Below are 21216 nucleotides of genomic sequence, written 5' to 3'. Positions count from 1 at the left end.
ATATACCTCCTCTGCTCGCCTATTTGCGAGCCATGTTTTTTACAAGGTTAAAGTCCGATTTCTGCTTGAACAACTGCAGCAATGGTATCTACATAATAGTCCACTTCTTCATGGGTTGGTGCTTCTGCCATCACACGAAGGAGGGGTTCGGTTCCACTTGGACGCACAAGGATACGACCATTTCCTGCCATTTCCGCTTCCATTTTTTCAATGATTTCACGAATAGCAGGCACTTCCATCGCCTTGTCTTTCATGCTATTTTCAACCCGGATATTGACAAGCTTTTGTGGGTAAATACTTACTTCTGCAGCCAATTCAGATAATTTCTTACCAGTTTCTTGCATGATTTTGGTTAATTGAACGCCTGTTAATTGGCCATCCCCAGTCGTGTTGTAATCCATGATGACTACATGACCGGATTGCTCCCCACCAAGGTTATACCCAGATTTGCGCATTTCTTCGACCACATAACGGTCTCCAACAGCTGTGATTTCTTTTTGAATTCCCTTTGCATCCAATGCCTTATGGAATCCGAGATTGGACATGACGGTTGTGACGATCGTATTTTTTTCGAGCAAGCCCTTGCTTGAAAGATACGAACCGATGATGTACATGATCTTATCCCCGTCTACGATTTCTCCATTTTCATCCACAGCAATCAAGCGATCACTATCTCCGTCAAAGGCAAGACCAATCGCTGCGCCTACTTCTTTCACTTTCTCTTGCAAGTGATCTGGGTGAGTAGAGCCAACCCCATCATTGATGTTCAAACCATCTGGGTTTTCACCGATGACGGTCAATTGAGCTCCTAAATCTGCAAAGATTTGACGAGCACTGGTAGAGGCTGCACCATTTGCTGTATCTAAGACCACGTGCATGCCCTCGAGTTGGACACCTGTCGATACAAGGAATTCTTGATACTTACGCAAGCCTTCCGGATATTCCATGACTGTTCCTAAACCTTGCGCACTTGGACGTGGAAGGGTATCTTCAGCGGCATCAAGCAAGGCTTCAATTTCAAGCTCGCGATCATCATCCAATTTGAAACCATCACCACCAAAGAATTTGATTCCATTGTCCAAGGCTGGATTGTGGCTAGCAGAAATCATAACGCCGGCGCTGGCTTTTCCCGTACGAACCAGATAGGCAACACCTGGCGTTGCAATCACACCCAACTTATAAACGCGAATCCCAACTGATAAGAGACCAGCGATCAAAGCATGCTCCAGCATTTCACCAGAAATACGCGTATCACGTCCAACAAACACCAAAGGTGTTTCTTCTTCATGTTGGCTCAACACATAACCACCGAAACGACCCAACTTAAAGGCCAATTCTGGTGTTAATTCTACATTTGCTTCTCCACGGACACCGTCCGTTCCAAAATATTTACCCATTTTTGATTACCTTTTTACTTTCTAATTACTTGAACTGGAAGAAGTCGACGACGAACTGCTTGAGCTTGACGTAGACGAGCTACTCTTTGTGGTCACTTGAATCCGTGTTTCACTCGGCTTGACCAAACCTGGTAGAACATTTCCTTGAGCATCTACTGCATTTAAGGAAATAGTTCCGCTATAATTTCCACTAATGATCTCACTGGATGGGAAGACCGCTTGGACATGATCAATGCGACTCAAGGTTTCTTGATCGCTGGTCACTTCTACTTTGGTGGTTTCAAGAGAAATATTCGAAACCGTTATTCCATCTACAATTTGATTGTCTGGAATCGTTGCTCTAACAGCAAACGATTTTTTCGCTTTCTTCCCGATTTTTACAGAAACTTTCTGAGGCTCTACGGTTGCGGTCAAACCAGCCGGAAGATCTTCCACAATCAACGGCACTTCAACGGTACCTTCCTTGGCCTTACGAATATCCGCTACCACGCGAAACTTCCGAGTTCCCGGCTGCATTTCGCTTGCTAGAGCGACCCGGTTTGAACCCTTTAGAAAGACTGTTACTTCCGATGTTAACCCACTGACAAAGTATGTCTTGTCATTGTACTTGGCATCAATCGGAATATTGGTCAAGGTATTGGTGTAGGTCTCTGAACTCACTTGTCTAGCGCTGCTATTATTTTGAAAATTAAAGGAAGATGCATTGATAAACAAGATAAAGGACAATAAGACGGAAGAGAAAACATAAAGAAATTCTTTTTTCGATCTCATTTTGTCACCCTCCCAAATAGACGCTCTTTCCAACTAGTCGTTTTATTCTCTTCAGGAACCAAGAAGGCTCTCAATTCTACCTCGAACTCGTCTAAGGTTAAATCGTGTCGGAAAGTTCCATTGTAAGTCACAGAGATCCCGCCCGTTTCTTCTGATACCACAAAGGTAAAAGCATCAGAGACTTCAGACAAACCAATGGCTGCGCGGTGACGCGTTCCGAACTCTTTTGAAATTCCAGTGTTTTCGGTCAAGGGCAGGTAGGCACAAGAAACAGCGATTTTATCATTGCGAACAATGACCGCTCCATCATGCAAAGGAGTATTAGGAATGAAGATATTAATCAGCAATTCTCCTGAAATATCTGCATCTAGAGGAATCCCTGTGGAAATATATTCCTGAAGGGTTCTAGCTCCTTGAATAGCTACCAAAGCACCAATCTTACGTGGGCTCATATAAGCCACTGCCTTAACATAGGCCTGTACCATTTTCTCTTCCTGACTGACTTCACTCGTCGTAAAAAATTCTGTCGCCCGACCTAAACGCTCTAAGCCAATCCGAATTTCAGGGGAGAAAATCACAACCAGCGCGATAACCCCATAGGTAATCACTTGATTGATCAGCCAAGAAATAGTCGTTAAACCCAAAAAATTGGCTAAAAATTGAGCCAAGAAAAAGATAATGACCCCACGCACCAAAATCATGATCTTGGTCCCGACGATGGCTTTGATCAAAAAATACAGCAACCAAGCCACCAGGGCAATATCGATGATATTGATAATAACACTCCACCAATTTGGGAACAAACTGGTCCAAAATTGTGGATTTGAAAACTGTTGAATATTCATATTCTCATACCTACCACTTCTCTAAAAGACATCATCTTATTATAACACGTTTCAACAGATTTTTCTGTAACCTTCTGATGCTTTTTATGATAAAATATGATTTATGAAGATAAATACAACCTTGGGCCTTCTGGCAGGAAAGCTTTCCGGCTCTATTCTAGAAAAAATGGGGCGGGGATCAACCCTACCAGGTAAAGTAGCCCTCAAATTTGATAAAGATATTCTCAGTCAACTGGCCAAAAACTATGAGATTGTTGTGATTACAGGGACAAATGGGAAAACCCTGACCACTGCACTAACCGTAGGTATTCTCCAAGAAGCGTTTGGACCGATTTTGACCAATCCAAGCGGAGCCAATATGATCTCTGGGATTACAACGACCTTCTTACGGGCTAAGCATTCGAAATCAAATCGACCGATTGCGGTACTAGAAATCGACGAGGCCAGCCTATCTCGGATTTGTGATTATATTAAGCCCAGCCTGTTTGTGGTCACCAATATTTTCCGAGACCAGATGGACCGCTACGGTGAGATCTATACAACCTACCAAATGATTTTGGATGCCATTCACAAGGTCCCAACTGCGACGGTTCTGTTAAATGGAGATAGTCCGCTCTTTAATAGTCAGACCTTATCCAATCCGATCCAATATTATGGATTTGATACAGAAAAATCAGAGCCACAACTAGCCCATTACAATACCGAAGGAATCCTCTGCCCGCATTGTTACAACATACTCAAGTACAAGCTCAATACCTATGCTAACCTGGGAGATTATATCTGTGAGCACTGTGGTTTCCACCGGCCACCACTGACCTATGCCGTATCGGATCTCCTCTCTTTAACCCATCGATCTTCCAACTTCCGGATTCAAGGCCAAGACTACCACATCAATATCGGTGGTCTTTACAACATCTACAATGCCTTAGCAGCTGTCTCTGTTGCTGGATTCTTTGGAGTACAACCTGAAGTGATTAAGCAAGGATTTGATCGCAGTCGCGCTGTCTTTGGTCGCCAGGAAACCTTTAAGATTGGGGATAAGGAATGTACCTTGGTCCTGATTAAAAATCCGGTTGGTGCGACCCAAGCCATTGAAATGATCAAACTAGCCCCTTATTCCTTTAGCTTATCGGTTCTCCTCAACGCCAACTATGCAGACGGAATCGATACGAGCTGGATTTGGGATGCCAACTTTGAGCAAATCACCCAGATGGACATTCCAGAGATCAATGCTGGCGGAGTGCGCCACTCTGAGATTGCTCGGCGGCTTCGGGTCACTGGCTATCCTGCAGAAAAGATCACAGAAATGGCTGAATTAAAAGAGGTCTTCCAACGCATCCAGCAACAGGAAACCCCTCACGCTTACATTTTAGCTACCTATACAGCCATGCTAGAATTCCGTGAACTCTTGGCCCAAGAACACCTGATTGAAAAGGAGATGCACTAATGACTTATACTTCCCTAGAATCTTCTGATCAGGCACAGTATCCCTACAGCCTGCGCATTGCCCATCTCTACGGCAATTTAATGAATACCTATGGGGACAATGGAAATATCCTCATGCTCAAGTACGTTGCGGAAAAGCTTGGAGCCCATGTCACTGTTGATATCGTCTCTCTCAAAGACCGGTTCGATCCTGATGCCTACGATATAGCCTTTTTCGGCGGCGGGCAAGACTACGAACAGACCATTGTATCCGAGGATCTACCAGATAAAAAAGAAGACCTCGAACGCTTCATTCATGACAATGGCGTGGTCCTGGCTATCTGTGGTGGCTTTCAGCTTCTAGGCCAATACTACATTGAAGCTTCTGGCAAACGTATTGATGGACTCGGTATTATGGGCCACTATACGCTTAACCAAGTCAACAACCGCTATATCGGTGATATCAAGATCCATAACGAAGAATTTAACGAAACCTATTATGGTTTTGAGAACCACCAAGGTCGGACCTTCTTGGCGGAAGATGAAAAACCACTGGGCAAGGTCGTCTATGGAAATGGGAACAACAAAGAAGATGGGTGCGAAGGGGTTCATTACAAGAACGTCTTTGGCAGCTACTTCCACGGTCCTATCTTGTCCCGAAATGCCAATTTGGCCTATCGCCTAGTGAGCACTGCTTTAAAAAATAAATATGGCAAGGACCTTTCCCTACCGGCTTATGAGGAGATTCTAAGCCTAGAGCAGCCAGAAGAGTACGCTGATGTGAAAAGCAAGGCCCCTACTGAACAATAAGGAGATAATGATGAACAAAAATAACCTACACTACATTGCTTTATTACTTTTAATTTTATTGATTGCTGGTATTTCCCTTGCAAACATGCAAACGGTCACCGTGAATTTCCTCTTGATTCAATTTAAATTACCCTTGATCATTCTGATCTTGCTCTGTGTCCTCTTGGGTGCATTCGTCATGACCTTGGTTAATTTTTCAAAGGGCTTCTCCCTAAAAAAAGAACTCAAGAGCACTCAAAAGCAACTGGAAGAAGAAAAGAAAGAAATCAAGACAGAAGAAAAAGAAAACAACTAAAAAGCACCGATTGGTGCTTTTTTTATGCTGATGTACCTTCTTTTGCTTGTAATTTCTTGGCGACTACTTGAGCGAGGAGTGAAAAGAGAATGACACCAGCTCCAATCAAGAGAAATGATTCCATACGGACACTTGGCAACCAGGTCATCAATCCTTTAGCTACGGGCATAAAGAGAATGGCTAGGGTAAAAATCGTGCTTAAGACCCGGCCCAGATAGTCTCCTTCTACCTTGGTTTGAACTTGGGTAAAAAAGTGAATGTTAAAAATCGTCATAAAGAGTTCACAGACCAAATTTCCAGAAAAGGAAAGAAGAGGCGGAAGAGGCAAGCCCATCATAAGCACTCCCACTCCTGTTAAAATCAATAAGAAGAGAAGCGCCTTCATGCTTGATTTAAATTTATTAGCGATCAAGGCTCCGATGATAGAGCCAATAGCACCCATGGTTAAGATGGTCGCATAGGCTCCTTTGACCCCGTAAAGGCGATTGGAAAAAGGAAGCAAAAATTCAAAGGCTGCAAAAAAGAAATTCATGCTGGAAGCTACTAATAAGAGAAAGAAAATTTCTTTTTGATGCCAGATGTAGTTTAGTCCATCTTTCATATCCGAAAAAATATCTTTTCCCGTAAAAGGCTTCTTCTCTTGAGCTTTGGCTTCTTCTTTCGGAAGGAATGCCACCAGAACGAAGGCGATAAAAAAAGTCAGGGCATCCAGTAAGAGGGTCGCATGGAGACTGGCAAATTGTAAAACAAGGAAAGAGAACACAGGAGAGCTGACACTTACAACCTGTAGGACCAACTCCAAGTGGGCATTATAGATCACAATCTCATCTTTTTCTACAAATTCTGTGATAATGGCTTTATTAGCAGGTCGTGAAAAAGCAAAGGCTATGGCCTGGACAATATTGGCAACAATCAGGGCTGCAATCATCAAGCTATCATTTGTAATAAAAGAAATTCCCAAACAAAGGAGGCCACAAACCAAGTCGGTCGTCATCAAAATCTTGCGACGGGAAAAACGATCTGAGATCACGCCACCAAATGGATTAGCTAGTATCGCTGTCACCAACTCCGAAATTTGATAAATCCCTAACACCGTCTTTCCCACCGTACCCATTGAGGCCAGCCAAACACTATTCCCATAATCATAGAGCATATTCCCTATTTTATCGATAGCTCCACGAGCAATTAATTGGACTGCATGTCGATTCATAAAAAAACCTCCTTCATTTTCTGAAACTATTGTATCAGTTCATGAAAGAGGTTTTCATTTTGTCCCCTATTTGGGAAAAATAATAGTTTACAAATTTATCAAAGGATCCCTACTGTTCTTTTGATTGAAGCTGCTTAGCTACTAGCTGAGCCAAGAGTGAAAAGAGAATAACCCCAGCTCCAATCAAGAGAAATGATTCCATACGGACGCTTGGCAACCAAGTCATCAACCCTTTGGCGATGGGCATAAAGAGAACAGCCAAGGTATAAATTGTGCTCAATACTCTACCTAGATAATCATCTTCCACCTTGGTTTGTACTTGGGTAAAAACGTGGATGTCGAAAATGGTCACAAAAAATTCACAGACCAAATTTCCTGAAAAGGAAAGATAAGGCGGAAGGGGCAAGCCCATTATGAACACTCCGACCCCTGCCATGATCAGTAAAAACAGGAGAATTTTCATACTTGATTTCATTTTATTGGCAACAAGCGCTCCTAGAATAGATCCAATAGCTCCCAGCGTTAAAATGGTCGCATAAGCTCCTTTAACCCCGTATAGACGATTCGAGAAGGGAAGTAAAAACTCAAAAGCCGCAAAAAAGAAATTGACGCTAGAAGCCACTAATAAGAGAAAGAAAATCTCTTTCTGATGCCAGATATAGTCTAACCCATCCTTGATATCAGAAAAAATATCTTTCCCGGTAAACTGTTTCCTCTCTTGCACCTTAGCTTCTTCTTTCGGAAGGAAAGCCACTAGAACAAAGGCAATGAAAAAGGTCAGCGCATCCAGTAAGAGGGTCGCATGAAGACTGGCAAATTGTAGAACTAGGAAAGAAAAAACAGGTGAACTGACACTAACAACCTGTAAGACCAACTCCAAGTGAGCATTATAGGTCACAATCTCATCTTTCTCAACAACCTCTGTGATAATAGCTTTATTGGCAGGTCGAGAAAAACCAAAGGCAATGGCCTGAACAATATTGGCAAAAATAAGAGCCGCAATCATCAAGCTATCATTTGTGATAAAAGAAATCGCCAAACAAAGGAGTCCACAAACCAAGTCGGTCGTCATCAAAATCTTGCGACGAGAAAAACGGTCTGAAATCACTCCTCCAAAAGGATTCACGAGAATCCCTGTCACTAACTCAGAAATCTGATAGATCCCTAATACCGTCTTTCCTATAGTCCCCATCGAGGCCAGCCAGACACTGTTCCCATAGTCATAGAGCATATTTCCAATTTTGTTAATAGCTCCACGACTAATTAATTGGACCGCATGTCGGTTCATAAAATCTCCTTTATCTCTCTCCTATTTATGAATATTCATTTATTACAAATTTATCAAAGTGTTCTTGATAATAGGCCACCTGCTCTGGAAGTCCTAGCACGTCAAAAATATGCATGGCTTCCTGCATTTGCTGCCGCCCTTCTTCTGTTTGCCCCTTCTGATAGAGGGCAAATCCCTTGAGATAATGAAAGATATTGCGTTCGTAGAGCTTGATACTCTTCCCGATAATCTTTTCTACATAAGCTTCAAAATAGCTAGCATTTTCAAAAGAACGGTGTTCTAAACAATGCTGGTAGCAATTCAGAGCCAGAATCAAGACCAGTTTGCGATGGCGACCAATTTCTTTGTAGAAATCTTCCCGCTCCATCACTTCTCTCCCAAGCCGTGTGACATAGTCCACATCATAAAAGCTATAGAGATTGCCAAAGAGGATCAATTCATACATGGTCCACTCTTCCGTTTGAAAGAGGTAATCTGCCACCTTGTCTAGATCACGCTGCTTCATGGTATAACTGGCATCTCTCTGGCAAATCAGGCCTTGTAGCAGGATCCAGTTCAATTCAAAATAGAGGGGATTGGTCGAATGTTTAGCCTTTTCAAGTTCCTCTTCTTGAAGCTTTTGAAAACCTGCAATATCATTGGCGTAATAAAGAGGAACCAACTGGGCCATCAAAGCGACATGCTCATGGTGTTGAAAATTTCTGGCCTTATCCATAAAATTCTCTATCGTCACATGGATATTGTCCAAAATGTCAAAGAAGCGCGAAGCAGCCAGATCCGACTCCCCCAATTCAAAACGGGATAACTGGGAGGTCGAGCAAGCTTCTCCTGCAGCTTCTTTCAATGAATAATTTTTACTGATTCGAAATTCACGAAAAACTTTTCCTAAATCTTCCATTTGATTACCACTTAAATTCCTTTAAGTGCCTTTCTAACTCTTGCAAGTACCCTTCGTAGAATCCTTGATCTTCTTTCACGGAAACATCTAATTGTCTTAAGTAGGAAATCAGCCAATCAACCAATAAATCATACTGATGAAGAGGTAGGCGTTTCATCTGCTCTTCAACAAAAGAAATGGCCTCTGCAAAGCGCTGCTCTTCTAGAACTTGCTGAAGATAGTGAGCCCCGTTGATGAGTCTTCCTTCCTCATCCTCATACTGCCCCAAATCTAAATTTTGAATCTGTAGGCGCAAAGTTGTACCAATCATGTTGGCTACACCTTTAACCTGCTTCATAAACCAATCATTTTCAGTAGCCATTATGTTCTCCTTATACAAATTAGAAAACTATACTTACTGCGCTAGTGCTTCCCATTCTAGCATGGCTTCTTCTTGGGCGGCGGTCAGCTGGTCGATTTGCTACTGGCTCTCCATGAGTTCGCAAACGTCAGTGGCCCGCAACTTCTTTCAACGTGTAATTCTTATTAATTCGAAATTCACGAAAAACTTTTCCAAGATCTTCCATCTATTCCACCTGCTCTGACAGTTCTGCCCACTCTTCCATGACCGCTTCCTGCTGGACAGTTAGTTGATCCAGCTCGCTCTGAAGTTGAACCAAGTCGGCTGCATCATTGGTGCTATGCATAGTTTCGGTGATGTCTTGGATTTTTTGATCCAGCTCTTCCATCTCCGCTTCCAATTGCTCAATACGACGAGTGATTTTCCGGAGTTCCTTCTGGTTTTGCTTCTGCAAGTGATATTCATTGCTGGTGACTTCCTCCGTAGAAGAAACAGGCACAGCTTCTGCTTGTGCTGTTGCAAGAGCCTCTAACTCAGCTTTTTTCTCCAGATAATAATCATAATCTCCTAGATAAAGAGTTGAGCCCTCTTCTGAGAGTTCCAAGACTTGTGTAGCCACCCGATTGATAAAGTAACGGTCGTGGCTGACAAAGAGCAAGGTCCCATCAAAATCAATCAAGGCATTTTCCAGCACTTCCTTGCTATCGATATCCAAGTGGTTGGTTGGCTCATCGAGAATCAAGAAATTGTTATTTTCCATGGACAGCTTTGCCAAGAGTAAACGCGCCCGCTCTCCACCCGACAGCATGCCGACAGTTTTCTTTACATCATCGCCTGAGAAAAGAAAGGCTCCTAGGCGATTGCGAATTTCTACTTCTGGTGTCAGTTTAAAGTCATTCCAGAGCTCATCCAAGACACTGTTGTGAGGGGTTAGTTTACTTTGGGTCTGGTCATAGTAGCCCACCTCGACATTGGCCCCAAAACGGGCTTCCCCCTTGATGAAAGGAATCTGCCCGACAATAGACTTGATAAGAGTAGATTTCCCGATCCCATTTGGTCCGACAATAGCGACCGCATTCATCTTACGGATATCCAGATTGATCGGCTCGGACAGGATTTGATCGTCATAGCCGACAGCTGCCTCTTCTACTGTCAAAACGACATTACCAGAGGCCTTATCAGAATGGAAGGTCATATGGGCAGACTTGGTCCCAGCTTCGGGCTTGTCTAGGCGCTCCATTTTTTCCAACTGCTTGCGACGAGACTGGGCCCGCTTGGTGGTTGAGGCCCGCACCAAATTGCGATTAACAAAGTCTTTGAGAGCAGCTATTTCTTTTTGTTGTTTCTCGTAGTTCTTGGCTTCGGTCAGAAGCTTTTGCTCTTTTTGCTCGACAAAGCTGGAGTAATTGCCGACATAGCGGTCCAAGGAATGCTTGGTCAAATCCAAGGTAATGGTTGCGACCTTATCTAGGAAATACCGGTCGTGGCTGACAATGAGAAGGGCTCCGCTATAATTGACCAGATAGTTTTCCAACCAGGCGATGGTCTCAATATCCAAGTGGTTGGTCGGCTCGTCCAGTACCAAGAGATTTGGTTTTTCTAGAAGCATCTTGGCCAGAGCTAGACGGGTATTTTGCCCTCCTGATAGCTCTTCAATCTTCATCTGCCACATGGACTCATCGAACTTAAAGCCATTGAGAATCGCGCGGATATCTGCTTCATAGGTGAAGCCACCTGCCTGACGGAATTCTTCCGAGAGACGGTCATAGTCCTGCATGAGTTTTTCTAAGTCAGCCCCAGTTTTTTCCCCCATCTCAAGCTCCATCTGCCGCAAAGTTTTCTCCGTTTTACGGAGGTCGTCAAAGACATGGAGCATCTCATCGTAGATGGTATTGGACGACTCAAAGCGGCTATCCTGGGCTAGATAGGAGAGGGAAAGGTCGCGCTTTTTATTGATTTCCCCAGAAGTTGGTTCTTCTTCCCCCACCAAGATTTTCAAGAGCGTAGACTTACCTGCTCCGTTCTTTCCGACCAGGGCAATCCGGTCTCGTTCATCCACTTGCAGGCTGATATTATCAAAAAGAACCTCCCCTGCAAAAGAGCGTTCAATTTTGTTGGCTTGTAAAATAATCATGTCCTTATTTTACTATCTTTTTTCATATTAAACAAGGAAAGACGAGCCATCAAAAAAATCCTGAGCCCTTGGGGCCCAGAACTTTTCAATGATAAATTGTATTTTATTCTTCCTTGTACAATTGTCGGACTGCTTCCACATCTGTATCCTGGATACTGTAGAAGGAGCCAGCCGGTTGCATGACCGATTCTCCATCAGTGTGGTCCAGCCCAATCGCATGGCCTAGCTCATGCTCAGCTGTATTGACAATTCGATCATAACTATAGTTATAGACATAATTTAAAAGATAATGGCGATTGAGACGCACTGTGATGTGGGTGAATCGGTTGGTTAAAAGGTTAGTCTGAGAGGCAGTCTCTCCTGCAGCAGAAACCGATGCGTTATCCATTTCCGTCAAGACCACATTAGCCTCTTTTTCATTTGTAACCAACTTGAAGGTAAAGGCTCCTGTTTGGTTCCAAGCCTCAATAGCATCCCGATAAGCTTTTACAAAAGTTTGACTGATATTGGGATCCAGGTAGACCGTGGCTTCCGCTTTTTCCCAGCGAGCACCGCTATGCTCATGATTGTCCGTCTGCGTGGTCTGTGAGCTAGACGTCATCCCAAAGCGCGATGCAAAACCCTGATCTCCAAATAAATTGCCGACTTGATAAACAACCTTTTGGGCAGCTCGCCCAACTCCATCCATACCAGAACTAGGAGAATCTGTAAAATAGATGATCCCCACTAGGACGAGAAAACTGATGGCAATGGTCCAGAAAAATCCCCAAAAGAGACTCCAAGCCATGCGAAGGATTCCTCTGAAAAACCGAAAAATAGTTCTCATACATTCTCCTTTCTCTTAAAGAAGGTATGCAATTGTAACACTCCATGCTTAAAAATAACTTAAATAAACCTGCTTTTTTGCTTATTGATGGATGGTTACTTTTCCTGTCTGGTAATCCAGGCTCATTCCACTTTGAACATTGGGAACAAAGACATTGAACTCAAGAGTCCCGTCACTCGATTTGGCTTCGATGTGAGAACCTAAAGGAATCAGATCTTCCGGCTGATTGTAGATCAAAGTGACCCGATAGCGGACCCGCTTGTTCTTATCTAAGGCTTTTCGAACCAGGGTCTCATAGTAGTTTTGACCAGTGGAATGAGGATCATTGGCTTGATTGGACCAAGCCGTTTGCACGGCGATATTTTTGGGATTGCTAGTAGAAGCGTCAAAGCCTTTGAGATTGCCGATCAAGGCGTAACCCAATAGATGACCCCGATCCACAGCATGGTCGTACTCGCCTGACAGATTATGAACCTGATGCCAACCAGCAGGTTTCCAATCGGTTAGGCCACTTCCTGTTGCATCGCGATCTCTGTACTGACGAGTCGCCTTAGTCATGATGGCATTGGCAACTGTCGGTACGGTCTTTCCATTGACTTCTTTTGTCTTGTTATCCGCATAGGGTTGACTAGCCACACTGGCATCCAAATCTGTTCGATTGCCCTTAACGACAAAGGCTCCAGCTCCGTTCCATTCTATGTCATTTCCCAATTGTGAACGAGCAGATTTCGTTAGTACCGAGCTAGCTAACTCTTTACTGGGTGTTTCCTCTTGGCTACTGGTCACCACGGAAACAACCTGATCCGTCGCTTCTTTTATCGTCGGTTGATTAAAATAATAGCCCCCGATTGCTAGGGCTGTTGCCACCACAAAACCTGCTAGGGTTTGTTTGGTTCGTTTGCTTACTGTTTGTTTTGTCATGCCTCTCTCCAAAAAAGAGCAGCGCTAGATGGGTCACTGACTCGATTCGCTGCTCTCCTTTTTACTCAATGTTATTTAAATCTTATTTGCCGGTTAGCTTCCCAATGATTTCTGACCAGGTATCCGGAGAGAGAATGGACCATGGATTCTTTCCATCGCCAATCACTCCATAGCCAATGACCAAACCAACTGCAAAAATGATGATGGCAATCACAGCCAACAGGAGGACAATTCCTAGCTGTTTTCCAACATAGCGAAGATTAGTTTTCATCGTCTTCTTCCTCTACACGTTTCACGTCTGCACCTAGTGCCACCAATTTCTCATGGAATTGATAATAACCACGATCTAAGTGACTTAATTTGCTGACCTTTGTTTCTCCTTCTGCCACTAAGCCCATCAAGACAAGCGTTGCACTCGCACGCAAATCGGTCGACATGACCTCTGCACCTTGGAAGCTTTCACCTCCTACGATACGAGCTGTATCCCGCATAATATCTGAGTGAACGCCCATTCGACGCATCTCTTCTAAGTGCTGGAAGCGATTCTCAAAAACAGTTTCAATCATGGTGGACTCACCTTTAGCCATGGCCATCAAGGCTGTAAATTGAGCCTGCATATCGGTTGGGAATCCTGGATATGGAAGGGTTTTAACGGTCACTGGACGGAGCTTACTGATATCCGATTGAATCCGAATTCCATTTTCTTCTTCGGTTACCGTCACTCCCATCTCCTGCATCTTAGACAGCAACGGACGGTTGTGTTCCCAAATGGCATCTTCGATCAAGACATCTCCACCGGTCATAGCTGCCCCAATCATAAAGGTTCCAGCTTCGATGCGGTCTTGTACAACATTGTGGTCTGCCCCGTGCAAGCTCTCCACACCGACGATGGTTAAGGTCTCAGTTCCTGCCCCCTTGACAGTAGCTCCCATTTTGTTGAGCAAAAGAGCTAGGTCGACAATCTCAGGTTCCCGCGCAGCATTTTCAATCACGGTGACTCCATCAGCCAAGGTTGCGGCCATCATAATATTTTGTGTCGCCCCTACTGATGGGAAGTCCATATAGATATGTGCTCCCTTGAGACGATCTGCTTTCGCTTCAATATAGCCGGCCGTTTGTGTAATTTCAGCCCCCATGGCTTCCAGACCTTTGAGATGGAGGTCTATTGGACGACTACCGATCGTACAGCCTCCAGGCATGGAAACTTTAGCATGGCCATTGCGTGCCAAGACAGGACCCAAGACAACGATAGAGGCCCGCATCTTGCTCACATACTTATAAGGCGCTTCCTCTGATAATTTTTCTTGCGCATCTACGACAACCGTATTTTCTTCTTCATTGAAGGTCACTTGTGCATTCAAGCCACGAACGACATTGTTCATTGTGAAGACATCTGATAAAACAGGGACGTTTTTTAAGGTCGTCACGCCCTCACTTGCAAGGACTGTTGCAGCAAGAAGCGGAAGGACAGCGTTTTTTGCTCCTTCGATTTTGACAGTTCCAACTAGTCGATTATTTCCACCATTAACGATTATTTTTTCCATACGGGATTGTTCTCCAATTTCTTAAAGTCACGACTTCTATCATACCATATTTTTGATAAAATGTGGCTAGAATTGGCCAATAAAAATCTGCCGACTCATCTCATACACGCTGATAAAAAATGAGCTGGCTAGATAGCCGATTCCAATGCTGAGCATCAAGATCAAAAAACGGATTTTAACAGCATTTTCAGTACTTACTTTTAAAAACTTTTCCCATTGAACTAGGTTCAACAATAGGTAATAGGCAAAAAAGATAAACAATAAATGGCTTGAAAAGTTAAAAATCATTTGGATCATACAGCTATTATACCATATTTGATTCTCACTTTCTTCTTTTGATTCTCACTCAACAAAAATAAGGCGAGGACAAGACCTCTACCTTATTTTTTAATATGTTATAAACGATTTCCGACATTAATCCGGTTAATGGCGCGTTGAAGAGCAATTTTAGCACGACGTTCCATATCAACCGAATGCTGATCTTTGGCTTCTTCAATCGCTTTTTCAGCTCGCAGTTTGGCACGTTCTGCACGACTAATGTCGATATCTCGAGCACGTTCGGCAGAATCGGCAACAATGGTAATGACATTACCTGCTACTTCGATAATCCCCCCATTGACTGCAATCCAATCAATATGTTTGTCATCGTCGACACGACGAACCTTTACTTGGTCTACAGCCAAAACCGCAATGGTATTGATATGATGAGGTAAAATCCCTAATTCACCATCAATTGTCTTGACAGATACAAATGCGGCATGATGATCATAAACCAGTCCATCCGGTGTAACGATTTGGACGTTCATTTGACTCATCTTTCACCTCTTCTTAGAATCCCATTTTTTCAGCTTTGGCAATCACATCTTCGATCGATCCAACACCACGGAAGGCATCTTCAGGAAGATGGTCATATTTTCCGTCCAAGATTTCTTTAAAACCACGAACAGTTTCTGCAACCGGTACGTATGAACCAGGTTGACCGGTAAATTGTTCCGCAACGTTGAAGTTTTGTGACAAGAAGAATTGGATCCGGCGAGCACGAGCAACCAAGGTCTTTTCTTCGTCAGACAATTCATCCATCCCTAAGATCGCAATGATATCTTGCAATTCATGGTAACGTTGAAGGACGCGTTTGACCTCAGAAGCTACTGCATAGTGTTCTTCTCCTACGATTTCTGGAGAAAGGGCACGTGAGCTTGATGCCAATGGGTCCACCGCAGGGTAGATTCCCAATTGTACCAATTTACGTTCCAAGTTGGTTGTTGAATCCAAGTGGGCAAAGGCGGTTGCTGGCGCTGGGTCTGTATAGTCATCGGCTGGCACATAGATGGCTTGGATGGAAGTAACAGAACCTTTCTTCGTTGACGTAATCCGTTCTTGCAATTGACCCATTTCAGTTGCCAAAGTAGGTTGGTAACCAACGGCTGAAGGCATCCGTCCCAAAAGGGCTGATACTTCAGATCCGGCTTGGGTGAAACGGAAGATATTGTCGATAAACAAGAGAACGTCCTGACCTTCGACATCACGGAAGTATTCCGCAATGGTCAAACCAGTCAAAGCAACACGCATCCGTGCTCCAGGTGGCTCATTCATTTGTCCAAAGACCATGGCTGTTTTTTCAATAACGCCAGATTCTTTCATTTCCCAATAAAGGTCATTCCCTTCACGTGTCCGTTCCCCAACACCGGTAAATACAGAAATACCACCGTGTTCTTGGGCAATATTATGGATTAATTCTTGAATCAAGACAGTCTTCCCAACTCCGGCACCACCGAAGAGTCCGACCTTCCCACCTTTCAAATAAGGGGCTAAGAGGTCAATGACCTTGATCCCTGTTTCAAGAATTTCTTCTGAAGTAGAGAGCTCGTCAAAGGATGGAGCTTTTTTGTGGATGGAGTCACGAGGAGCATCCTCAGCAAAAGGTTGATCCAAGTCAATGGTATCTCCAAGAACATTGAAGACACGTCCCAAGGTTTCTTTTCCGACTGGAACAGAGATTGGACGACCTGTGTCCAAGACTTCCATTCCACGTGTTAAACCATCGGTTGATTCCATGGCGATGGTCCGTACGACCCCATCACCAAGTTCCAAAGCTACTTCAAGAACGACTTTTGATTTTTGTTGGTCATTTTTATAGACTACAAGCGCATTATTGATCTCAGGAAGTTTATCTCCAACGGAAAAGGCAACGTCTACGACGGGACCTACGACCTGAGAAATTTTGCCTAAACTCATGTCATTCTCCTATTCTAAGTAATTTCTACTGCTCAAAAGTTCTCTTTCGAGCATCTGTTTTTGTATATAAAATTGTATCCGACAACTATTCAAGGGCGCTAGCACCAGCAACGATTTCAGTAATTTCTTGTGTAATCGCTGCTTGACGAGCACGGTTGTATTGAATCGTTAATTCATCAATGACTTTCTTGGCATTGTCTGTTGCAGTTTGCATGGCCATCATCCCAGCAGCATTTTCAGCTGTTTTAGCATCAATAATGGCACCATAGATCATGCTTTCAGCAAATTGAGGAAGCAATTGATCCAAGATGGCATCTCGACTAGATTCCAATTCTAGATTCAATACATAGTCCTCATCCGCTTCATTTGGGTCCAAATCAATAATTGGAAGCATTTGTTCCACCCGCATTTGACTCGTCAAACTGTTGACGTGGTGGTTGTAACAGACGTACAACTCATCAAACAAGCCTTCCTGATACATTTGGACTGTTTTCGAAATGATCTTGCGAACTTCCTTAAAGCTAGGATGATCAGGCAAACCACGCAATTCATAAACCGGCTGAATCCCACGGGCACGGAAGAAATCCGCACCGACACTTCCAATACAGATCACTTCAAAGTCATCTCCAGTTGGATGGTATTCAGCCTTCATTTCCATCATGGTTTTAAGGATGGAGGCATTGTAACCTCCGACCAAACCACGATCGGATGTAATCACGATATAAGCTGTCTTTTTTACCGGCCGACTCACCAACATAGGATGGAACTTGGCATTCTCAGTTTCATGTCCATGGAGCAAGTCAGTTAGTAACTTACGTACCTTAGCGGCATAAACCTGAAAATCCTTGGCTGCTTGCTCAGATTTCCCAAGTTTAGCAGCAGACACCATCTGCATGGCATTGGTAATTTGACTGGTATTTTTAGTGGATGCAATTTTATTTTTTATATCATTTAATGAAACTGCCATCTTCCACTCCTATTTCTATTTGAAATTTGACTGGTTGACAAATTCTGTAAGGGCTGCATCCAGTTCTTCTTCTGCTGGAAGATCATGTGTCGAACGAATCGTCTCAAAGATTTGGTTATAATGTGCTTCAAAGTAATCAAACAACTCTTCTTGGAAACGAAGAATGTCGTCTACTGGAACACTATCTAAGAAACCATGAGTCAAGGCATACAAGATCACGACTTGTTTTTCAACTGTTAATGGTTCATGAACGGGTTGTTTCAAGACTTCAACTGTTCGGCGACCACGGTTCAATTTCGCTTGAGTCGCAGCATCCAGGTCACTACCAAATTTCGTGAAGGCTTCCAATTCACGGTATGAAGCAAGGTCGATACGAAGGGTACCTGCAACTTTCTTCATAGCCTTGATTTGGGCAGCTCCCCCTACACGGGATACAGAAGAACCTGCATCAATGGCTGGACGAATACCAGCATTGAACAAACTATCTTGCAAGAAGATTTGTCCATCTGTGATCGAAATCACGTTGGTTGCGATATAAGCAGAAATATCTCCTGCTTGGGTTTCAATGATTGGAAGGGCTGTAATAGAGCCACCACCCAATTCATCTGAAACTTTAGCTGAACGTTCCAACAAACGGCTGTGGAGATAGAAGACATCCCCTGGGAAGGCTTCACGTCCTGGTGGACGACGAAGAAGAAGGGACAATTCACGGTAGGCTACGGCTTGTTTTGACAAATCATCATAGACGATCAAAACGTGTTTACCGTTATACATGAACTCTTCTGCCATGGCAACACCGGCATAAGGTGCCAAGTAAAGCAATGGAGACGGTTGAGAAGCCGAAGCGGTTACCACAATCGTATAATCCATGGCTCCGTATTTACGAAGAGTTTCTACTTGCGTACGAACTGTTGATTCTTTTTGACCAATCGCCACATAGATACAGATCATGTCTTGACCCTTTTGGTTCAAGATCGTATCGATGGCAATCGAAGTTTTCCCTGTTTGACGGTCCCCGATGATCAATTCCCGTTGACCACGTCCGATTGGAACAAGGGCATCAATGGCTTTCAAACCAGTTTGTAGGGGTTCTGAGACAGATTTCCGTTGCATAACACCAGGAGCTGGTGTTTCGACTGGACGGAATTTATCTGTCACAATCTCACCCAAACCATCTACTGGTTGGCCAAGTGGGTTGACAACACGACCAATCAAGGCATCCCCTGCAGGGACTTCCATGATTTTACCTGTACGACGGACAGAGTCTCCTTCACGAATATCCGTGAAATCACCCAAGATGATGATACCGACATCCGTTGTCTCTAAGTTTTGGGCCATCCCGTATGAGCCATTTTCAAAGATCAACAACTCACCACTCATGGCATTTTCAAGACCATGAGCACGGGCAATCCCGTCACCAATGTAGGTTACAACACCTGTCTCAGTGACGTCAAAGTTTGGCTTGAAATTTTCAATTTGTTGCTTAATTAAAGCGCTGATTTCTTGTGCGTTAATCGCCAAAATTCACACCACTTTCTATTTCAATTTAGATTTTATAACTTGCAATTGGTGTTTGAGACTGGTATCCAACGTTTTATGATTGGCTGTCACGACAAAGCCACCAATTAAATCTGGATCGATCTTTTGTTGGATCGAGCGAACTTGAATCCCAAATTTTCTTTCGATAATGGGGATTAGCTTTTGCTCTTGAACAGGATCCAAACCAGCAACCGTCGTAACAGTGACGACAAAAGCGTTGCTCAACAGTTGAATCTGATCCAAACAAATCGTTACAATGTCATAAAATAAGGCTTCACGATGATTGAGAATAACCACTTCAATCAAATGGTCGAGTAATTGTGAATCAGAGGGTTGAAAAAGTCTTAGACTTTTTGCTTTCTCTTCATCCTCTACACCGATATGAGCTAAGAAGTTAGCAAGTCCAGTCTCTTCAAAAATAGCCTTGATTTGGGTCAATTTTTCAAAGACTAGATCTTGTTCTCCTTTTTCAAAGACCAATTGAACAAAAGGCTGGGTATATTTCTCAATCACCATCAGTTGCTTTTTGTCCATTAGGCTTCTCCTAATTCATCAAGATAGCGATCGATCAGTTGGCGTTGACCTTCAGCATCCAGCTGTTGACTCAACAATTTGCCGGCAAGATTGACAGTGAGATCTGCCACATCGCCTTTGATACTGTTCAATGCTTCTTCTTTGTTATGCGCAATTTCTTGTTGCGCTTTTTCTTTCAAACGTACTGCTTCTTGAGTGGCTTCTGAAAGGATCTGAGATTTGTTCTTTTCTGCAGTTTCCTTTGCATTTTCGACGATAGACGCAGCTTCTTTGCGGCTACCTGCCAACTCTTCTTCACGTTTACTTGCTAGTTCCTCAGCTTTTTGACGAGCTGATTCTGCTCCATCAATATCATCTGTAATCTTTTTGGCACGCGCTTCTAAAATTCCATTGATATTGTTCCATGCAAATTTCTTTATTAAAAAGATTAATAATAGGAAGGAACCAGCAATGAGAATAAAGTTACCAATAATTTCACTCATTGATACATGCATTCTTCTACTCCTCCTCTACTTACTCTTCACCATTAATTTTCTTACCAATATAGATTGATGACAACATGGTAAACACATAGGCTTGGATACATGAAATGAAAATCGAAAACGCTGTCCACGCCATGCTTCCAATAAAGGCAAATGGATACCAATAAACAGCTTGATGCGACAAAGTCACAAGCAAGCTTGCTAGTACCTCACCCGCAAAGATATTTCCGAAGATCCGAAGTGCCAAGGAGGCAAAGTTCGTTAATTCTTCCAAAATATTCATGGGGGTCATAAATCCGGGTGTCACAAAAGCCTTTAAATATTCCTTCACACCACGTCTGCGAATTCCTTCTACATGGGCGATTAAGGTGATCAAAAATGAAAAGGCAAAGTCATAACCCAGGTTAGCGGTTGGTGATGTCCACAAATTGTAACCATTGGTCGTTTCGATTTTAGCCATCAATCCAATGTTATTGGCTACTAAAAGAAAGAGGAAAAGAACAAACAAGAACAAGGAATAGTCCTTTATGTAATGTTCCCCAATATTTCCTTTGGTGAAGCCTACGACAAAGTCATATGCGTATTCCAGCACATTTTGTTTGCCTTTTGGTCGGATCGACATTTTTCGACTGGCCCAATAAATGAAGCCAAAAACGGCGAAAACAGAAATCAGGGTCATAGCAAGTAGGGTCAAATTAAAAGATACAGGTCCAAGAGTAATCGTTGGATTGATACTTTCTTCCAAGGTTTGACAC

23 protein-coding genes are annotated in these 21216 nt (G+C 43.3%); 3 read left to right on the top strand and 20 right to left on the bottom strand.

The annotated features are described in order from the left end of the window. Positions 1-47: 47 nt before the first annotated feature. The 3 genes from glmM to cdaA are packed head-to-tail and all read right to left on the bottom strand — an operon-like array spanning position 48 to position 3013. On the bottom strand, positions 48-1397 hold the full coding sequence (gene glmM, locus ACESR9_RS02570) for a phosphoglucosamine mutase (protein WP_373105401.1): 1350 nt from the start codon (positions 1395-1397) through the stop codon (positions 48-50). A gap of 21 nt (positions 1398-1418) precedes the next feature. Beyond that, positions 1419-2168 (bottom strand): CdaR family protein, encoded by a 750-nt coding sequence (locus tag ACESR9_RS02565; protein ID WP_301362409.1) that lies wholly within the window; start codon positions 2166-2168, stop codon positions 1419-1421. After that, positions 2165-3013 carry a diadenylate cyclase CdaA gene (gene cdaA / locus ACESR9_RS02560; protein WP_373105398.1) on the bottom strand — a complete coding sequence of 283 codons (849 nt, stop codon included), beginning with the start codon at positions 3011-3013 and terminating at the stop codon, positions 2165-2167. The genes ACESR9_RS02565 and cdaA overlap by 4 nt, the downstream gene beginning before the upstream one ends. A 103-nt stretch (positions 3014-3116) precedes the next feature. On the opposite strand from cdaA, the gene murT reads away from it, so the two are divergent. From murT to ACESR9_RS02545, 3 genes are read left to right on the top strand one after another with little or no spacing between them, the layout of a single operon-like run. Beyond that, entirely contained in the window at positions 3117-4460 is a 1344-nt protein-coding gene (gene murT, locus ACESR9_RS02555; protein ID WP_373105397.1) for a lipid II isoglutaminyl synthase subunit MurT, read from the top strand. After that, entirely contained in the window at positions 4460-5248 is a 789-nt protein-coding gene (gatD, locus tag ACESR9_RS02550) for a lipid II isoglutaminyl synthase subunit GatD (RefSeq protein ID WP_373105395.1), read from the top strand. Before murT ends, gatD begins: the two co-directional genes overlap by 1 nt. Positions 5249-5258: 10 nt before the next feature. Further along, positions 5259-5543, top strand: a complete 285-nt coding sequence (locus ACESR9_RS02545) for a LapA family protein (protein WP_070589415.1) — start codon at positions 5259-5261, stop codon at positions 5541-5543. Between the two features lie 22 nt (positions 5544-5565). Here ACESR9_RS02545 and ACESR9_RS02540 read toward each other — a convergent pair whose 3' ends face one another. From ACESR9_RS02540 to atpB, 17 genes are all read right to left on the bottom strand, one after another. Next, positions 5566-6753, bottom strand: coding sequence for an MFS transporter (locus ACESR9_RS02540; protein ID WP_315377934.1), 1188 nt, complete (start codon positions 6751-6753; stop codon positions 5566-5568). 109 nt (positions 6754-6862) lie between these two features. Next, on the bottom strand, positions 6863-8041 hold the full coding sequence (locus ACESR9_RS02535; RefSeq protein WP_373105392.1) for an MFS transporter: 1179 nt from the start codon (positions 8039-8041) through the stop codon (positions 6863-6865). 25 nt (positions 8042-8066) lie between these two features. After that, positions 8067-8939, bottom strand: a complete 873-nt coding sequence (locus ACESR9_RS02530; RefSeq protein ID WP_373105390.1) for an XRE/MutR family transcriptional regulator — start codon at positions 8937-8939, stop codon at positions 8067-8069. Positions 8940-8943: 4 nt separating this feature from the next. Next, the gene (locus ACESR9_RS02525; protein ID WP_003006477.1) at positions 8944-9300 is read right to left on the bottom strand and encodes a hypothetical protein; all 357 of its coding nucleotides are present in this window, start codon (positions 9298-9300) and stop codon (positions 8944-8946) included. Positions 9301-9505: 205 nt separating this feature from the next. Next, positions 9506-11413, bottom strand: a complete 1908-nt coding sequence (locus ACESR9_RS02520) for an ABC-F family ATP-binding cassette domain-containing protein (RefSeq protein ID WP_373105387.1) — start codon at positions 11411-11413, stop codon at positions 9506-9508. Between the two features lie 103 nt (positions 11414-11516). Then, entirely contained in the window at positions 11517-12239 is a 723-nt protein-coding gene (locus ACESR9_RS02515; protein ID WP_118095714.1) for a M57 family metalloprotease, read from the bottom strand. An 81-nt stretch (positions 12240-12320) separates the two neighbouring features. Beyond that, the gene (locus ACESR9_RS02510; RefSeq protein WP_373105383.1) at positions 12321-13160 is read right to left on the bottom strand and encodes a DNA/RNA non-specific endonuclease; all 840 of its coding nucleotides are present in this window, start codon (positions 13158-13160) and stop codon (positions 12321-12323) included. 82 nt (positions 13161-13242) lie between these two features. After that, a complete protein-coding gene (locus ACESR9_RS02505; protein WP_024056063.1) occupies positions 13243-13431 on the bottom strand; it encodes a DNA-directed RNA polymerase subunit beta in 189 nt (62 codons plus the stop codon). Continuing rightward, positions 13421-14704, bottom strand: a complete 1284-nt coding sequence (murA, locus tag ACESR9_RS02500; RefSeq protein ID WP_023917703.1) for a UDP-N-acetylglucosamine 1-carboxyvinyltransferase — start codon at positions 14702-14704, stop codon at positions 13421-13423. The genes ACESR9_RS02505 and murA overlap by 11 nt, the downstream gene beginning before the upstream one ends. Positions 14705-14770: 66 nt before the next feature. Further along, on the bottom strand, positions 14771-15001 hold the full coding sequence (locus ACESR9_RS02495) for a DUF1146 family protein (protein WP_013903322.1): 231 nt from the start codon (positions 14999-15001) through the stop codon (positions 14771-14773). Between the two features lie 98 nt (positions 15002-15099). After that, positions 15100-15519 (bottom strand): F0F1 ATP synthase subunit epsilon, encoded by a 420-nt coding sequence (locus ACESR9_RS02490; protein WP_201089832.1) that lies wholly within the window; start codon positions 15517-15519, stop codon positions 15100-15102. A gap of 13 nt (positions 15520-15532) precedes the next feature. Continuing rightward, positions 15533-16939, bottom strand: coding sequence for a F0F1 ATP synthase subunit beta (gene atpD, locus ACESR9_RS02485; protein ID WP_013903321.1), 1407 nt, complete (start codon positions 16937-16939; stop codon positions 15533-15535). Positions 16940-17024: 85 nt separating this feature from the next. After that, positions 17025-17906, bottom strand: a complete 882-nt coding sequence (locus ACESR9_RS02480) for a F0F1 ATP synthase subunit gamma (protein ID WP_003006449.1) — start codon at positions 17904-17906, stop codon at positions 17025-17027. Between the two features lie 15 nt (positions 17907-17921). Beyond that, positions 17922-19427 (bottom strand): F0F1 ATP synthase subunit alpha, encoded by a 1506-nt coding sequence (atpA, locus tag ACESR9_RS02475; RefSeq protein WP_003006447.1) that lies wholly within the window; start codon positions 19425-19427, stop codon positions 17922-17924. 15 nt (positions 19428-19442) lie between these two features. Then, complete coding sequence (locus tag ACESR9_RS02470) at positions 19443-19979, bottom strand: F0F1 ATP synthase subunit delta (protein WP_049483899.1); 537 nt, start codon at positions 19977-19979, stop codon at positions 19443-19445. Next, on the bottom strand, positions 19979-20473 hold the full coding sequence (atpF, locus tag ACESR9_RS02465) for a F0F1 ATP synthase subunit B (RefSeq protein WP_003006439.1): 495 nt from the start codon (positions 20471-20473) through the stop codon (positions 19979-19981). Before atpF ends, ACESR9_RS02470 begins: the two co-directional genes overlap by 1 nt. A gap of 19 nt (positions 20474-20492) precedes the next feature. Next, a complete protein-coding gene (gene atpB / locus ACESR9_RS02460) occupies positions 20493-21206 on the bottom strand; it encodes a F0F1 ATP synthase subunit A (RefSeq protein ID WP_024055550.1) in 714 nt (237 codons plus the stop codon). Positions 21207-21216: the final 10 nt, after the last annotated feature.

The sequence above is a fragment of the Streptococcus parasanguinis genome (assembly GCF_964238605.1).
GTDB classification, from domain to species: Bacteria; Bacillota; Bacilli; order Lactobacillales; family Streptococcaceae; genus Streptococcus; species Streptococcus parasanguinis_AJ.
Note: the sequence above shows the minus strand (reverse complement) of the source record. Positions and strands in the feature narration are given on the sequence as shown.

What these genes read in the sequence shown, in the direction of transcription:
- gatD (WP_373105395.1), top strand. Translation starts at nt 4,460, where the DNA reads ATGACTTATACTTCCCTAGAATCTTCTGATCAGGCACAGTATCCCTAC.
- ACESR9_RS02490 (WP_201089832.1), bottom strand. Translation starts at nt 15,519, where the DNA reads ATGAGTCAAATGAACGTCCAAATCGTTACACCGGATGGACTGGTTTAT.
- cdaA (WP_373105398.1), bottom strand. Translation starts at nt 3,013, where the DNA reads ATGAATATTCAACAGTTTTCAAATCCACAATTTTGGACCAGTTTGTTC.
- murA (WP_023917703.1), bottom strand. Translation starts at nt 14,704, where the DNA reads ATGGAAAAAATAATCGTTAATGGTGGAAATAATCGACTAGTTGGAACT.
- ACESR9_RS02540 (WP_315377934.1), bottom strand. Translation starts at nt 6,753, where the DNA reads ATGAATCGACATGCAGTCCAATTAATTGCTCGTGGAGCTATCGATAAA.
- glmM (WP_373105401.1), bottom strand. Translation starts at nt 1,397, where the DNA reads ATGGGTAAATATTTTGGAACGGACGGTGTCCGTGGAGAAGCAAATGTA.
- atpD (WP_013903321.1), bottom strand. Translation starts at nt 16,939, where the DNA reads ATGAGTTTAGGCAAAATTTCTCAGGTCGTAGGTCCCGTCGTAGACGTT.
- ACESR9_RS02565 (WP_301362409.1), bottom strand. Translation starts at nt 2,168, where the DNA reads ATGAGATCGAAAAAAGAATTTCTTTATGTTTTCTCTTCCGTCTTATTG.
- ACESR9_RS02525 (WP_003006477.1), bottom strand. Translation starts at nt 9,300, where the DNA reads ATGGCTACTGAAAATGATTGGTTTATGAAGCAGGTTAAAGGTGTAGCC.
- ACESR9_RS02520 (WP_373105387.1), bottom strand. Translation starts at nt 11,413, where the DNA reads ATGATTATTTTACAAGCCAACAAAATTGAACGCTCTTTTGCAGGGGAG.
- ACESR9_RS02530 (WP_373105390.1), bottom strand. Translation starts at nt 8,939, where the DNA reads ATGGAAGATTTAGGAAAAGTTTTTCGTGAATTTCGAATCAGTAAAAAT.
- ACESR9_RS02545 (WP_070589415.1), top strand. Translation starts at nt 5,259, where the DNA reads ATGAACAAAAATAACCTACACTACATTGCTTTATTACTTTTAATTTTA.
- ACESR9_RS02535 (WP_373105392.1), bottom strand. Translation starts at nt 8,041, where the DNA reads ATGAACCGACATGCGGTCCAATTAATTAGTCGTGGAGCTATTAACAAA.
- ACESR9_RS02480 (WP_003006449.1), bottom strand. Translation starts at nt 17,906, where the DNA reads ATGGCAGTTTCATTAAATGATATAAAAAATAAAATTGCATCCACTAAA.
- ACESR9_RS02470 (WP_049483899.1), bottom strand. Translation starts at nt 19,979, where the DNA reads ATGGACAAAAAGCAACTGATGGTGATTGAGAAATATACCCAGCCTTTT.
- ACESR9_RS02505 (WP_024056063.1), bottom strand. Translation starts at nt 13,431, where the DNA reads ATGAAAACTAATCTTCGCTATGTTGGAAAACAGCTAGGAATTGTCCTC.
- ACESR9_RS02495 (WP_013903322.1), bottom strand. Translation starts at nt 15,001, where the DNA reads ATGATCCAAATGATTTTTAACTTTTCAAGCCATTTATTGTTTATCTTT.
- ACESR9_RS02510 (WP_373105383.1), bottom strand. Translation starts at nt 13,160, where the DNA reads ATGACAAAACAAACAGTAAGCAAACGAACCAAACAAACCCTAGCAGGT.
- ACESR9_RS02515 (WP_118095714.1), bottom strand. Translation starts at nt 12,239, where the DNA reads ATGAGAACTATTTTTCGGTTTTTCAGAGGAATCCTTCGCATGGCTTGG.
- atpF (WP_003006439.1), bottom strand. Translation starts at nt 20,473, where the DNA reads ATGCATGTATCAATGAGTGAAATTATTGGTAACTTTATTCTCATTGCT.
- murT (WP_373105397.1), top strand. Translation starts at nt 3,117, where the DNA reads ATGAAGATAAATACAACCTTGGGCCTTCTGGCAGGAAAGCTTTCCGGC.